General features: G+C 40.7%; 1 pseudogene. It reads right to left on the reverse strand.

Annotated features, from left to right (window positions below):
- Window positions 1–32: 32 nt before the first annotated feature.
- Window positions 33–802 (reverse strand): annotated as a pseudogene (locus DWZ38_RS21925) (IS5 family transposase).
- Window positions 803–885 lie beyond the last annotated feature (83 nt).

The raw sequence follows: 885 nt of genomic DNA on the forward strand, positions 1-885 counted from the left end.
CTAGAGCGTGTTTGAAAAACATTCTAAGTTGTTCATTTTAACCAAATTAATATTGAGGCAATGCATATAATTCCTAAGAAGGTTGAAGCCAGTTTATCGTAACGCGTAGCTATTCGACGGAACGCTTTCAATTTGAGAAAATAGTTTTCTACTAAATGTCTCTCTTTGTAAAGCCACCAATCGCAATAACGATCAAACTTAGCTCCTTTTCTAGAAGGAATTGTTGGCTCTCCACCGTGGGTATAAATATAGTCAATCAGCTTGTTGCTATCGTATCCACGGTCAGCTAATACATTGCTTCCGTTTGTGTCGACATGATCTAACAAAGGGATTGCGTAATTAATATCGTTACGCTGCCCTTCGCTGATCATAAAATAAACCGGATAACCGTATGCATCTACAACTGCATGGATTTTTGTGCTGGCTCCTCCACGGCTGTGTCCAATTTCGTTTGATGGCCCCCTTTTTTTGCTCCAGCACTATGCTGATGAGCCTGGACGATAGAGGCATCAATTGATAGTTCCGTTAATTCAGCTTCTAAGCTCAAGACACGAAAAATATTATCAAGGATGCCATCTTCAATCCATTTACGAAAACGGGAATAAACCGTTTGCCAGGCCCCATAACGTTCTGGGAGGTCCCGCCAGGGAGCCCCACTGCGAGCAATCCAAACAATTCCATTTAGAATTGTCCGATTACATTTTGAAGGACGACCTTGCTTTCCAGAATTTTCAGGTGGCAGTAAGGGAGCAACACGATTCCATTCATCATCGGTTAATTCGTATCGGCGCAACATAATCAACACCCCTTTTTCTTTATTTTAACATGAAAAAGGGTAAACGAATATATGTTTTGTGCAACTTTTATTTTTCAAACACACTCTAG

The sequence above is a fragment of the Ruminococcus sp. AF31-8BH genome, from assembly GCF_003460605.1.
Taxonomy (GTDB): domain Bacteria; phylum Bacillota; class Clostridia; order Lachnospirales; family Lachnospiraceae; genus Blautia_A; species Blautia_A acetigignens.